General features: G+C 68.4%; 15 protein-coding genes. 6 read left to right on the forward strand and 9 right to left on the reverse strand.

Translation table 11 applies throughout. The features are described from left to right. Nucleotides 1-5 precede the first annotated feature (5 nt). From QMO76_RS04955 to QMO76_RS04975, 5 genes are read right to left on the reverse strand one after another with little or no spacing between them, the layout of a single operon-like run. Entirely contained in the window at nt 6-1874 is a 1869-nt protein-coding gene (locus QMO76_RS04955) for a non-ribosomal peptide synthetase (RefSeq protein ID WP_306359973.1), read from the reverse strand. Next, nucleotides 1871-2893, reverse strand: a complete 1023-nt coding sequence (locus QMO76_RS04960; protein WP_306359974.1) for an HAD family hydrolase — start codon at nt 2891-2893, stop codon at nt 1871-1873. The genes QMO76_RS04955 and QMO76_RS04960 overlap by 4 nt, the downstream gene beginning before the upstream one ends. Then, nucleotides 2893-3876 carry a 3-oxoacyl-ACP synthase gene (locus tag QMO76_RS04965; RefSeq protein WP_306359975.1) on the reverse strand — a complete coding sequence of 328 codons (984 nt, stop codon included), beginning with the start codon at nt 3874-3876 and terminating at the stop codon, nt 2893-2895. Before QMO76_RS04965 ends, QMO76_RS04960 begins: the two co-directional genes overlap by 1 nt. Then, entirely contained in the window at nt 3873-5006 is a 1134-nt protein-coding gene (locus QMO76_RS04970; protein ID WP_306359976.1) for an acyl-CoA dehydrogenase family protein, read from the reverse strand. Before QMO76_RS04970 ends, QMO76_RS04965 begins: the two co-directional genes overlap by 4 nt. Next, entirely contained in the window at nt 5003-5281 is a 279-nt protein-coding gene (locus QMO76_RS04975) for an acyl carrier protein (RefSeq protein WP_306359977.1), read from the reverse strand. The genes QMO76_RS04970 and QMO76_RS04975 overlap by 4 nt, the downstream gene beginning before the upstream one ends. A gap of 185 nt (nt 5282-5466) precedes the next feature. Here QMO76_RS04975 and QMO76_RS04980 point away from each other — a divergent pair, with 185 nt between their 5' ends. From QMO76_RS04980 to QMO76_RS04995, 4 genes are all read left to right on the forward strand, one after another. After that, on the forward strand, nt 5467-5907 hold the full coding sequence (locus tag QMO76_RS04980) for a hypothetical protein (protein WP_306359978.1): 441 nt from the start codon (nt 5467-5469) through the stop codon (nt 5905-5907). A gap of 88 nt (nt 5908-5995) precedes the next feature. Beyond that, a complete protein-coding gene (locus tag QMO76_RS04985; RefSeq protein WP_306359979.1) occupies nt 5996-6310 on the forward strand; it encodes a hypothetical protein in 315 nt (104 codons plus the stop codon). A gap of 12 nt (nt 6311-6322) precedes the next feature. Next, nucleotides 6323-8893 (forward strand): hypothetical protein, encoded by a 2571-nt coding sequence (locus QMO76_RS04990; RefSeq protein WP_306359980.1) that lies wholly within the window; start codon nt 6323-6325, stop codon nt 8891-8893. Continuing rightward, the gene (locus tag QMO76_RS04995; protein ID WP_306359981.1) at nt 8890-9657 is read left to right on the forward strand and encodes a hypothetical protein; all 768 of its coding nucleotides are present in this window, start codon (nt 8890-8892) and stop codon (nt 9655-9657) included. The genes QMO76_RS04990 and QMO76_RS04995 overlap by 4 nt, the downstream gene beginning before the upstream one ends. Before the next feature lie 205 nt (nt 9658-9862). Here QMO76_RS04995 and QMO76_RS05000 read toward each other — a convergent pair whose 3' ends face one another. Further along, nucleotides 9863-10174: a hypothetical protein gene (locus QMO76_RS05000; protein ID WP_306359982.1), complete on the reverse strand. Its 312-nt coding sequence runs from the start codon at nt 10172-10174 to the stop codon at nt 9863-9865. Next, on the reverse strand, nt 10171-10398 hold the full coding sequence (locus tag QMO76_RS05005; RefSeq protein WP_306359983.1) for a hypothetical protein: 228 nt from the start codon (nt 10396-10398) through the stop codon (nt 10171-10173). Before QMO76_RS05005 ends, QMO76_RS05000 begins: the two co-directional genes overlap by 4 nt. 197 nt (nt 10399-10595) lie before the next feature. On the opposite strand from QMO76_RS05005, the gene QMO76_RS05010 reads away from it, so the two are divergent. Continuing rightward, complete coding sequence (locus QMO76_RS05010) at nt 10596-10835, forward strand: CopG family transcriptional regulator (RefSeq protein WP_306359984.1); 240 nt, start codon at nt 10596-10598, stop codon at nt 10833-10835. Further along, entirely contained in the window at nt 10832-11266 is a 435-nt protein-coding gene (locus tag QMO76_RS05015) for a type II toxin-antitoxin system VapC family toxin (RefSeq protein ID WP_306359985.1), read from the forward strand. The genes QMO76_RS05010 and QMO76_RS05015 overlap by 4 nt, the downstream gene beginning before the upstream one ends. A 78-nt stretch (nt 11267-11344) precedes the next feature. On the opposite strand, the gene QMO76_RS05020 is transcribed toward QMO76_RS05015, so the two are convergent. After that, nucleotides 11345-11689, reverse strand: a complete 345-nt coding sequence (locus tag QMO76_RS05020) for a DUF397 domain-containing protein (protein ID WP_306359986.1) — start codon at nt 11687-11689, stop codon at nt 11345-11347. Between the two features lie 4 nt (nt 11690-11693). Beyond that, complete coding sequence (locus tag QMO76_RS05025; protein WP_306359987.1) at nt 11694-12563, reverse strand: helix-turn-helix transcriptional regulator; 870 nt, start codon at nt 12561-12563, stop codon at nt 11694-11696. Nucleotides 12564-12577 lie beyond the last annotated feature (14 nt).

The raw sequence follows: 12577 nt of genomic DNA on the forward strand, positions 1-12577 counted from the left end.
GTCCTTCACACCTCGAATGCCAGGGGGGTATCGGCCGCCGCGGCGGGTTCGGCGGTGTGCGCCGGATCCGCGGGCAGCGCGGCGGCCTGCGCGGCCACGGTGTCCAGATCGAACAGCAGGCCCACCGAGATCGCGCCCGGCCAGCGCGCCTCCAGCCGCATATGCAGGGCGACCACGCGGTGGGAGTTGCCGCCGACGTCGAGAAAGCGGTCCTCGCGGTCGAATTCGTCGTGCAGCAGCACCTCCGACCAGATCTCGCCGATCGCGCGCTCGGTGTCGGACCAGTCGTCCCGCGAAACCGGCTGCCGGTCAGCGGGTTTGCTCAGCAAGGCGTGCAGAGCGGCCTCGTCGAGCTTGCTGCTGCCGGCCGCGATCGGCAGGGCGTCGATGGGGACGAAGCGTGCCGGAACCGCCTCGGGCATCAGACGTTCGGCGCAGAATTCGGCCAGTGCGCTCGACGCCGGCGGTACGGCGGTGCTGTCCACGGGCACCCAGAACCCGGCAAGGTACACGGTGTCGTCGACATCGGTCACCGGCAGAACGACCGCGTCGCGCACGGCGGGGTGGGCTTCCAGCACCGTCTCCACCGCTCCGCGTTCGATGCGCACGCCGCGAACCTTGAGCTGGCTGTCGGCGCGACCGTGGAACTCGATATCGCCGCGGGCGTCCGTGCGAGCGAGATCTCCGGTCAGGTACATGCGCGCACCCGGTTCGGCGGCGAACGGATCGGCCACGAAACGGGTTGCGGTGAGGCCGGGACGGGCGGCGTAGCCATCGGTGATCTGTCCGCCGCCGAGGTACAGGTCGCCCCGGGTGCCACCGCGGACCGGCCGCAGCCGGGCATCCAGCAGATGCGCCGTGCTGCCCGCGGTCGGCCTGCCGATCGGCACCACCTGTCTCGGGGAGTCCGCAACGGGGTGCACGATGCAGGTGACGGTCGCCTCGGTGGGGCCGTACTCGTTGCGCAGGGCGGCGGCGGGCAGGATCTCGCGGTGCTCGTCCACCACACGCGCCGGAAGCGCCTCCCCGGCCAGCGTCACGATACGCAGCGTCGACCGCAACTCGACCAGGCGCGGCAGCAACAGTCGATAGAACGACGGGGTGGCGACCAGATGTGTCGCCGCGTGGCGACGGGCGAGTGCGGCGACCGCGTCCGCGTCGCGCAGCATCCGGGCGTCGGGCAGCACGCTCGTGCCACCCATCGTGAGTGCCCAGGCCAGCGCCATCAGGGAGCCGTCCCAGATCAGCCGCATGGCCGAGAAGGTGACCAGTTCGCCATCGGTGTACGGGTAGTCGCGCGACCCGATCAAGGTGGCGAGATTCGCGCGGGACACCACGACCACCTTGGGCACCCCCGTGGAGCCGGAGGTGGTGATGGCGTAGGCGGGCGCTCGAGGCAGCGACCGACTCGGCAGCGGTATCTCGAGCGAATCCGCCGGCACGGCGATGTCGAGCACCGGCGGACCCCCCGTCGTGTCCGCCGGTGCCGCCGCCATGCCGCCCGGGGTGAGCGGATCGCGACCGTCGATGATCACGGCCCCGCAGTCCACCGCGGCCAGCACCGCGCCCAGGGACGCCTCGCCACCGTGGCCGGGTTCGATCACGCACCAGGCCGCCGCCGCGCGCCGGGCCGCGAGCATCCCGATCAGGGTATCCAGGCTCTGCTGCTGGTAGACGATGACCGTCTGCCCGGTACGCACCCCGGCCGCGAGCAGTCGACGCGCCAGCGACGCTGTCGCGGTGTCGAGTTCGCGGTAGGTGACCGAGCGCTCCCCCACCACGAGAGCGGTGCGATCGGGCACCCGGTCGACTTGGCGCAGGAGCCCGTCGAGCAGGTCGGCACCCGGCCGGTCGCTCCGCGGATCCGTGCTCATCGGACCACCTCGACATGATCGGCGCCGCCGATACTCGCGGCCGGGGTCGTACAGACGAGCAGGATGCGGTCACCGTCGCGCTCTTCCACATCGAAGCCCGCGAAACGCAGCGTCACCAGCATGACCCGATTCATCGGTGTGGCAACGAATTCCGCCGCCGGGCGCAAACCGGCCGCCTCGGCGCGCCGCACCACCTCGGCGATGAACGCCGTGCCGACGCCGCGCGACATGACCCGGCAGGACATGAGCAGCAGGAGCAGCACCGCATCGGACCCGCGCCGTTCGGTCACCGCCAGCCCGATGGTGCCGTAGCCGCCGAAGCGGTCGGTGAGCGAGGCGACCAGCACCTCGTGGCGCGGGGAGGCGCACAGCGCCCGCAGTTCGCCGAGGTCGAAGGTGACGCCGGTGGTATTGAGCTGGTGGGTGCGTTCGGTCAGCTCGTGTGCGCGCACCAGATCGGCCTCGGTGGCCGGGCGCACGGTCATGACCAGATCCAGCGAGGCGAGGAAGTCCTGGTCCGAACCGCGGAATTCGGCCTGCGACTCCCGGCGTTCCCGTTCCGCGCGATACAGCGCGCGGCGCTGGCGCGCCTCGGACGTCGTGGTGGCGGGCGTGAATTCGGGCAGCTCCGGCAGTTCGGCAATGCGATCGGCCGGGTAGCAGCGTACTTCCGGAAGGGCCGTGGCCACCTCGGCCAGCTCGACCGGATCGTTGTCGACGAAGGCGACAGTGTCGCGGCCGATATTCAGGGCCGCGGCGATGCGGCGGACGGCCTCCGACTTGGGGCCCCAGCTGATCTCGACGGCCGAGAACATGTCCTCGATGCCGTGGGCGCGCAAATGCGCTGTGGCGGCGGCCGGTTCGCCGCGACTCGCGACAGCGTGCAGGATGCCGCGCTCGTCGAGAACGCGGATGGCTCGCAGCACTTCTGGTTTCGGTGCGCCGCCGTCGGATTCCAGCACGACGCCGGGCCATACGGTGTCGTCGAGGTCCCAGACCAGGCATTTCACTGTCGTCATCACAGCCTCCGCAGCAGTCCGGCGCTCCAGGCGGCGACCGGGCTGCTGTTCAACAGCAGCGCGTACTCATCGGTCGCGCGGGTGGGTGCGGCGGCTTCGAGATTGACCAGCATGTCCATCGAACCGAGGTGGCCGTAGGCCGCCAGATTGGCGCGGCAGACCTTGTCGACCGGGCGCTCGAGCGCCTCCTCCCAGAAGGCGAAGGCACCCGCCGACAGGTTCTGCATGATCAGCGCTCCCGGTGCGTCGGCGGGCACTTCGTTGCGGCACAGCAGTTCCGGAATGATCGCGTCGAATCGCTTCTTGCTCTCCACGGCGAGCCGGAACGAGTAGACGGACTCGTCGGCGCACTCCTCCACCCAGTCGTCGGCGTCGACATCGCGGTAGTCGACGCGGAAGAGGTCCGCGTATTTGCCTTCGCTGCGCACGATCTGGTCGACGAACTCCCAACGACCCGCACCGGAGGTGGTGACCAGCACCGCCGCCGCACCGTCGCCGAGCAGCGTCATGGGGGCGCGGTAGCGGTGGCGGGTGGGCGTCTTGGCCGCGGTGACCACGAGTGCTGTGCGGCACCGCGTTTCGGCGCGCACCAACGCGGCGGCCAGGGTGAGCGCTGCGGAGACGGAGACGCAGCCGAGATCGCCGACCGCCGTGGTGAAGGCGCGGGTCGCGCCGATCCGGTGTTGCAGCCGGGTCGCCTCCGAGGCCAGCAGGTAGCGCGGTGCGCGGCCGGTGACCAGGATCAGCGCGTCCAGATCGGCGGCGTCGAGCGCGGCCTCGTCCAGGGCGATGCGCGCCGCCTCGGCGGCGAGATCGCCCTCGGTCATGTCGTCGGCCGCGCGTACCGTGTCGATGCCAAGGGCCAGGGCGTGGTCGCGGCGGTGGGCGGGCAGCTCGGCCAGTTCCGCCAGTGTGGCGACCTCGGCCACGGTATCCGGGAACCAGGCCGCGACCGGGCCCAGCAGTACGCGGTCGTGCGTCATCGCGCACCCCGCACGACATGTTCACCCATGGTCACCTCGGCGACCTCCTGTGCTCCCTCGATGATCTGCATGACCTTGGCGTCGCGGTAGAACCGGCCGACGCGACCGTCCGGTGCGCAGCCCGCCGCGCCGAGCACCTGCACGGCGCGCTCGCTCACCGTGGCGGCGGCCGCGGCGGCGGCGTATTTGGCGGTGACGGTGGCGATCAGCGCCTCCGGCGATCCGGCGATCCGGGCGTCGGCCGCGCGTTCGCACAGTGCCCGCGCCCCTTCGACCTCCGCCCAGCCGCGGCCGAGCGTGGCGCGGATCAACTGGTGTTCGACCAGTGCGGTGCCGCCCTGGACGCGGGTGGCGGCGTGGGCGGCGGCATCGTCGAGGCAGGCGCGCGCCAGCCCGACGCAACCCCAGGCGACGGTGTAGCGGCCGTGATCCAGCGCGGTGCCGATGACGTGGGAGAGGCCGAATCCGGGCGGTGCGATCACCTGGGCGGCGGGGATGCGCACCCGGTCGAACCGGATGGTAGCCAACCGCGCGCCGCGCAGGCCGAGACCGCTGTCGGCGGGCTCCACCACGACACCGGGACGACGCCGATCCACCAGTGCCGCGCACAGTCCGCCCGGGGGCGTGGTCGGCCCGGACGCCGAAGCGGACGACACGTACTTCGTGCCGAGCACGAGATAGACGTCCGCGCGCTGACCGAAGGTGACCCACAGTTTGGTGCCGGTCACCAGGAAGTCCTGGCCGTCGGGTTCGAAAGTCGTAGCGACAGCGGACAGTTCGGTGCCCGCACCGGCCTCGGTCGCCGCCAGCGCGGCGACGAGGTCACCGGAGGTGAGCCGGGGCAGCCACTCGTCGCGCTGTGCGGCCGTGCCCCAGCGGTCCACCGCCGCGGCGACCATCCCGTGCACCGTCAGCAGCGAACGCAGACTGGTGCACGCGTGCCCCAGCGTCGCGGCCAGTTCTCCCAGCTCGCGCGCATCGCATCCGGCACCGCCGACGGCCACGGGCCGATCCGCGCCGAGAATCCCGGCCCGCGCGGCCCGCTCGACCATCGCATCGGGCAGTCCGTCGCGGTCCCACCGCGCGCCCTCCACGGCCGCGGCCCGTACCAGCTCGTCCACCGCGATCACGAGCGGCTGTCCCCGCCCCGCTTGCGTTCGACGAATGCGGCCGCCCGCGCCGCACTCCGAAAATTGTCCAGCTCGAGATCCTCGACCTCGACCGCGATCCCGTACGTCTTCTCCACGTGCACGACGATCTCCAGCGCCCGCAGCGAATTCACCAGCCCGAGCGCGAAAATATCGTCATCCGGCGACAATTCGATCTCGGCCATCGACCCGAAGTAGGCCAGCAGCTCCTTGGTCAGCTCCGCACGTCGCGTCTCGACCCGCTCCAGGTCTCCCACGAATGTTCCCTCTCGCCGTCTTCCCGCGGCGGGCTCCTCCCGACCCCGCACCGCGCGTAGACACACGACACCATCGCGGGTGATGGCGAACAAGCCCCGGGTTCTACGGGCGAAACACGCGAAAGACGTGGCCCGCGATCCCACTGGGTACTGTTCTCGTACGAATCGTTCGAAGGAGGGGATGGGTGAACAGGCCGGGATCGGACTCGCTCGGTACCGCCGAGTCGCTGGGCACGAAGCTGGACAGACTGGCCGAGGCGCTGACCGAGGGGCATGCCGCCGTCCGAGCCGACGGCGTCTACGTCGATGTCAAGGCGGACGGCCGGGTCACCACCGTCCACATCGACGAAGACGCGTTTCCGGGTGGGCGGCGGCTGGGCCCGCTGCTCACGCGCCTGCTCAACAGCGCCCGCGAGCAGGCACAGGCGCAGGTCGAAGACCTGGTTCGCCAGGTGCGCGACGATCCCCGGACAGCGGCGATCGTCGAACAGATCGGGGACGCGCCCCAGCGTGACCTGCCACCGGCGGCCACCCAGCCACCCGCGCGCATGGATTACGGCCGCGGCGACGAGGACGATGAGGACTATCACCCGCTGCGGCCGAAGTCGCCTATCGCGGCCGACTGACGAAACGATTCGGCGCGGGAATCCCGCGATCCGCGTCCAGTAGAGTAACCGCGGAAGCAGCCCAGATCGACCCGAGGGGGATCGGCCGATGAGCTACGACGCCGACGAATTCATCTTCGTCGATCCGGAGCGAGTTCGTGGCCTGGTGTCGGCGATGAACACCGCCGCGGAGACGCTCGGCGCGATCCGCGCCGACGACCAGACGCTGTCCTCGCTGCTCACCATGGCCCCGCTGCTGCCCGGGACGGGGATCAACGCGGCGTGTACGGCCGGTTCCACCCGGGCCACCACCGCCATGACGGCGACCACCGAGCAGGTCCGGGTGATGGCCGTGCGCACCGGCAACGGGCTCGCCGCGGTCTTGGCGCAGGAAGCCGACTCCGCGAGCCGATTCCCCCGGTAACGAGGACCAGCGATGAGCGAGTCCCCCACCGTGTCGCAGGTACGCGACTGGCAACTCGAACAGCTCGAGCAGCAGGGCAGTTTCTGGACCCGGCAGGCGAGCACATTCCAGACCGAACTCGACGGTGCCTACAACGATATCGGCAACTCCGCCGACTACCTGGTCGGCAAGTTCGGCAACGGCCTGCGGGACAAGAGCGTGACCGTCCGCGACACCGGCTACCGGACGGTCGGAGCGCTGCAAGCGGCCGGTACCGCCATCGGCAACGGTCTCGAGCCCCTGCGGTTCGCCCAGAAAACGGTGACCACACTGCTGACTGCGATCACCTCCGGCGGCTTTCTCTGGAGTGAGGACGGCACCGTGACGCTGTCGCTGGCGCAGGTGGCGAACGCGCTCTCCGACGACGATGCCGACAGCGCGACCATCAAACTCGCGGCGCTGGAACGCCAAGCCGATGACTACACCCGCGCCCTGCAAGCCGGGCTGTCCGGGGCGGCGACGGCCGCGCAGAGCGTCGTCACCGGCATCGACACCGCGTTCGCGGAGCTGACCGATGCCGGAGACGGTGCCGTGCCATCGGTCGACGGCAATACCGGCGCGGACCTCGGCGCGGAAATCGCCGAGGAAGGCCCGGTCCCGCCCGAGGCCATGACCCGCATCGAGCAGGCCCTCGACCAGATCAACCTTTCCGGCGACGACCAGGCCGCACTGGCAGCCGGTGCGACCGTCGTCGTCCCCGCCTCCACCCTCGAGTTCACCCAACGCCTCCTCGACAGCGCCGGACCGGAGGGCTTCGCCGAACTCAGCGAGCAACTGCGGGCGCAGGGGCCCGAAGGCGAAGCGCGGGCGCAGGCCCTCGGCAACGCGGTCATGCTGCTGTCGAACGAGAAGGTCGTCGGCGTCGGAGCGGACGGCACCCAGACCCCCGGCGGCTACGACCGCCTACCCGCCGACGCCCAGCGGATGATCTCCACCCGGGTGAGCCTCAGCGGCGCGGCACCGGACGACAATGCCGGCCAGTACCCCGACATGGGGCTGCCGGGCATCGCGAACCAGGGGACGTTCCTGACCCAGCAGGGCCGATTCCTCGACGCTCTCGCACAGTCGGACCAGAGCTACCAGCCCGGCACGAAACTGTCGACCGAACTGCACCGACAGGGCATGCATCTGGCCTGGCTGGAATCGCACAACATTCAGCTGGGTCCGGACTCCGCCGTCCCGCTGGATGATTCGCTCACCAACGCGATCGAGATCGCTTCCCGCAACCACGAGGGCACCACCGCCATTTTCACCGGCGAGGGCGGACCGGAGATCCTGGGCGACGGTTACCACCCCGACACCGCGATGCTGTCGCTGCTGCAACGCGAATCCAGCGACCCGAACAGTCCGCTGCTCGGGGCGATGACCGACTGGATCCCACAGGATGCGCACGTCACCGTGCCGCCGGGTCACCCCGACTATCAAGCCCAGTCCGACCAGGCCGCCCAGGCCGGGCGAGCCGCACGCGGACTCGCCGACATCATCTCCACCACAGACTCCGCCGACGGCACCAATAATTTCAAGGTGCTGCTGTCCGGTCAGAACCCCGACGATCTCGGCACGCTGGACAATGCCGGGATGTCACCCGATGCCTCGAAGCAGGTCGCCGAGGCGCTGCAACCGTTCGTCGGCAAACTGGTCGGCATGCCCGATGATCTGTCCGGAACCCTCGGATTCGGCAATGACTTCGGCCCCCGAGAAACGGTGCGGGTGTTGAGCGTACTGTCCACCGACCCCGACGCCAGTCAGATCATCAACGGCGCGGCCCTGGCGGAATCCCAGCGGATGGACAAGGTATTCGTCACACCCGGTATGCCCGGCGCCGGTGATCCCGATATCGGCCGGTACGCCAACCGGATGGAATGGGCGGTCACCGAAGCGCTTACGACCGAGTATTCCGAACGCACCGGCGAGGCCAGAGACGCCGCCAGCGAGAAGACCGCGAACTGGAATGCCGCCTACACCGGCGCGCAGATCTTGACCGGTGGATTGGGTCCCGGCGGGGCCGCGGTCGCGGCCGCATCCGAACCGTTCAAGCTGGGCGTGTTCCCGTTCGACCCCGAACAGGTCGACCCGAATGATCCACTGAAGTACAACTTCCGGCCCGACCAGGTCGGCCCGCACAGCCCATTGACCACCGAGGGCGGCAACTTCGGCGCGACCACCTTCGGCGACCCGGACCACCGCAAGTACAACGCCCTGCTGGAACTCACCAACCAAGGCAGGATCGACATCAATGACGTGCCTCCGGAGTACAAGGACGCCAGCGGACAACGATTCAAGACCTACACCGATTACAGCGCCGACACCCAAGACAAGTCGCAGGAAGACCGGACCCTCTCCACAGATCGGGTGAACGCACTACTCACTCAGGTCGGCATCGACACGACGAAGTTCGACGCCTACGGCCAGAGAGCCGACGACGGTGAGAACGTGGCACTCGGCGACCAGATCTCTTCCCTCGATCGCGCGAGATCGGCCAACGATGTACTCGCTGGCCTCGCCGCACCCAAGGACTCCTCGAACTCATGGCCCGCAGGATGACACGACAAACACCGGCACGACTCACCGCGACCATCGGCGCGGTGCTACTCCTCCTCGCCGGATGCGGCCGAACCGACATCAGCGACACCCCGACAACCAGCACCAGCACGCCCCCCTCGAGCGGCGTATACGAACCACCCGACGAAGTCCGCAACGCAACCGTGGTGTGGTCGGCCGAACCCGGCATCGACCTGTTCTCCACCCCCGCCACACTGATGCGAGCCGCAAACGAATCCGACATCATCGGCAGCTACGCCGGACTCGACCACGCCTACCCCGGCTACGCCAAAGCCCTGGACCGGCCATACACGACCCGCTACGAGGTCGAGCGTTACCGCGGAACCATCGCCGGAACGGTGCTCCGCCACATCCAGCGAATCCAGGACACCGGAGACGGGTACCTCATCGAATTCTGCGCCCTACCGAACGCCTACGGTCAACTCGAGGACGGCCAATACAGGAGGTGGTACGGCCGAGGAGTCTCCCTCGCGGCCCAGTTCACCCGCAATAACGACGCACCCGCCCCCGCGACCACCACACCCACGGCCACACCGAGCCCGGCACCCGACCGGATGCATTGGCAGGCACCCACCTACAACGTGTTCACCGGATGGACCATCTCCTACGTCGTCAGCGACGCATCATGCGATGAATGGACCCTGAGCCTGTACCCCGACGCACCCGTCGAGGACGAGATCACATACAGCGACACACCCCCGCCGGTGCAACCCGCATACCCGGGCTGGCCCACCCAACCGGACTAGGCCACCCACCCCGGACCGAGACGCGGAACGGCCGCCCCCCTGCGAACGCCGCCACGTGCGGCCGTATCTCCCACTCGGCGTCGGGCGGCGATACCGTGTCCTCGCACGGAACCCGGCGGCCGTGGGAGTAGCGGCCCAGCCCGCAGCTCGCATCACGAAACCGCCGCCGAGCGGTCGAACTCCCCGCCGCACAGGCCAGCCCGGCCTAGAGGTCGAAGCGGGCTCGGAGCGCGACCTTCACCTGGTCCAGCGCGTCGGCCGGGATGTGCCCGACACTCTCGGTGAGGGTGTTCTTCGGCACCACCGCGAGGTCGTAGACCGCCACCGCGTCACCGCCGGGCAGGGTCGCGGTGAGCAGCTGTAGCGATCGAGGGATTTCGCGGGCCGGGCGCACGGGAGCGACGGCTATCCGTTGCCGAGCCTCGGCAATGAGATCGCTGTCGACAATCACGACCTGCCCCACCGCGCCCGTGAGGCGGCTCTCGGTCTTCCATATCTGTCCTTGCGCGTGACTCACCCGGCGGACCCGAACAGAATTGCCTCGGCGGTCTCATCGTTCGTCCGACCCCACCCGGGGTCCTCCGGATGCTCGCGCTCCCACTCAGCCAGCTTGCGAAGATCGTCGGCGAGCATCTGCCGGATCACCGCCCGCTCGATGTACTCACTCGGCTTGTTCTCCGACGCCGCACGAAGCTTCTCGGCCACCGCATCGGGTAGCGTTATGTTCAAGCGCGTGGTCATACAGCAGACAATACAGTCCCGGCACTGCATAGACCACGACACCATCACGGGTGATCACGAACCCCCTGGATCGACCGGCGGGACGAGCTGCGGCAACCTCGGGATACACGCGGGCGGATCCGGCGCGCTCGGGCTTGCGGCATATTCTCGTCACTATCCACATTCGCGCACCTCAGAACGTGGACTAGCATAGGTACATGTCGCTCAAGAGAACCAATGTCTACGCGGACCCCGATGATCTTGCCGTCATCAGGGATGCGGCTGCTCGCCGTGGCGTTTCCGAAGCGGAGATCATCCGTGAAGCTATCCATCGGGCGGCGCAGAAACTGCGGATGTGGTCCGAGCCGTTGGACTTCCCGTCATTCGATGGCCCGGGTACGCCGATAACCAAGGAAGCGGTGGCGCGGTCCGTGGCCGACGGAGCACAGCGCCGTTGATCGTCATCGCGGATACCTCGGGCATCATCGCGGCAGCCGATCGCAACGCCCCCGAGCACGCCGACTGTCGTAAACAGCTGGAACAGTCCAGCTTGATCGTGATCTCACAGCTGGTACTCACCGAGGTCGACCATCTCGCACGACAGCGATTCGGCCTTGCCCATCGCAATACCCTCATGGACTATCTGTTCACGCAGGTGGAACGGATGCGGTTCACCATCCCAGAGGCTCGGCTCGACACCTTGAAGGTCGCCCGAGCGGTCGAAGAGCGATACCGCGACCTCGCACTGGATCTGGCAGACGCCGTGAATGTTGCGCTGGCGGCGGAATACGACACCGACGCGGTACTGACGCTGGATCGACGCGATTTCCGCGCGATGCGCCCGCTGACCGACTTCGAGTACTTTCGGGTCCTCCCCGACGACGGCTAGGCCCAGCACACGCAAGGCGTTCGGGCCAAAGACCTGATCTGCCAGCGTCCTATCGGGTGTACGGCCCCGCAGCCAGGTTCACGAGAGCGCTTCCGGGCGGTCGAACTCCCCGCCCGCGACGCCCTTGCGGAACGCGTCCCACTCCTCGGTGTCGTAGGTCAACGCGACCACCTCGTCGGCGATGGTGGCACCGGCGTCGGGGTGAACGGTGATTCGCACGGGGCCGATGGCTCCCGAATCGCCGGTCAGGACCAGGTCGAGAAATGCGCGCCAGCGGGTGGGGGCGATCGACAGGATCGGCTGTTGCGCACGGGATCCGGTGAACTTGCTGTCGCGGATGAGCACGGAATCGGCGCGGTGGGCGACTTCGACGCAGGTCTGGTCGCCGCCACTGAATGTGGATTTGAAGAACTCGGTGCTCACACCGCTACCCTATCTGCTGGCTCGCAACGCGGTCGATCAGTTCGAGCGACCGCTTCCGGTCGAGCGCGATCGCCTGAACCTGGTTGTACAGGTAGTCGAGTGCGGTCACACGTTTGGGATCGTCGGCGATCTCGCCGAATGCGGCGGACTCGACCCAACCCACCGTGGGCAGTCGTGCGCTCTTGAAATCCAGGAGATGAAAGGTGGCGGAGTTGAGACTTGCGATCGCGCCACCGGCTTCGTAGGGGATGACGCGAATATCGAGAGTGTCGGGATGCCGCTCGGCCAGTGCGATCACGTGCCGAAGTTGCTCTCGCTGCACGTCTTTACCACCGACCTGGTACATCAACGCCGCCTGACCCATCACTACCGACAGTTCGAGAGGGTCGGAGCTATCAAGTCGCCGCTGTCGCCGCAGCCGCGCGCTGACGCGTTGCTCGACTTCGGTTGGCCGACCGGTGGTTACGCTGGCCTTCATCAAGACCCGGATGTAGTCCTCCGTCTGCAGCAGACCCGGGATCACGCCGCTCTCGAAGCTGCGAATGCTCTGCGCTCCGGCTTCCAAGCCGTAGTACCGCATGAGTTGATCGTTGAAGAGGGCGGAGTACTCGGCGTACGGGTTACGCCCCTTCGCCACATCGCGCAGTTCCAGTAACTCCGCCTGCTCGTCGGGTTCGAACTCGAGCAGGTTCATCAGGATCTTCAGCTTGTCTTCGCTGAGCGTGCCCCGGCTTCTGGTGAGCGCCGACCAATACTGCTGGCTGACGTCCAGCGCCTTCGCGATCGCTCCGGTTTTCACTCCGCGCTCGTCTGCCCGACTGCGGAGGCGCAGCATCAACTCCCAGTTCGCGACTGCGGGCGACGTCTCTGCCATGCCGATCCCCTTCC

Source organism: Nocardia sp. CC227C (assembly GCF_030767025.1).
Lineage (GTDB): Bacteria > Actinomycetota > Actinomycetes > Mycobacteriales > Mycobacteriaceae > Nocardia.